The organism is Rhizobacter sp. P3_B12, assembly GCF_056402895.1.
Window position 1 is genome coordinate 1 of record NZ_JBFUGN010001729.1, and the last position, 593, is coordinate 593.

1 protein-coding gene is annotated in these 593 nt (G+C 68.0%); it reads right to left on the reverse strand.

Annotated features, from left to right (window positions below; translation table 11 throughout):
• The coding region (locus tag AC1D01_RS37920; protein WP_477875140.1) for a sensor histidine kinase at window positions 1-593 on the reverse strand (593 nt) is incomplete at both ends.

The window sequence follows — 593 nt, forward strand, 5'->3', positions numbered from 1 at the left end:
AACGTGGCGCCTTGCCCCGCACCCTCGCTGTGCGCGCTCAGCGTCCCGCCCATCTCGCGGGCCGCCAAGGCACAGCTGTGCAGGCCGAAGCCGTGGCCGTTGCTGCGCGTGGTGAAGCCGTGGACGAAGACGCGCACCAGGTTCTCGGGTGCAATGCCTTCGCCGTTGTCGGCCACCGTGATGCGCAGCACTCGCCCACCAGCAGCTTCCAGCAGCGCGGCGCCCAACGTGATGCACGCGCTGTGGTTCGGTGGCGCACCGCGCATCGCGTGCTTGGCATTGCTGATCAGGTTCACCAGGATCTGCAGCAGGCGGTGCCGGTCCAGGCCCAGGGCGGGCAGGTCGGGAACCTGTTTCACGACCTCGACCTTGTGGCGGGTCAGGGCACTGACGTTCATGCGCAATGCATCGTCCAGCAGTTCGTCGACCTTCAGAGACTCGACGACGCGCGATGCGCCCGCATACGACTGCTGGGTCGCCACGACCTCCTTGATGTGGTCGACGCTCCTGGCGAGCAGGCCGAGCTCTTCGGCGATGGCCGTCTGCTCGGCCTCCAGAGCCTGCGCCAGGTCGCGCAGATAGCCGGGCAGCAG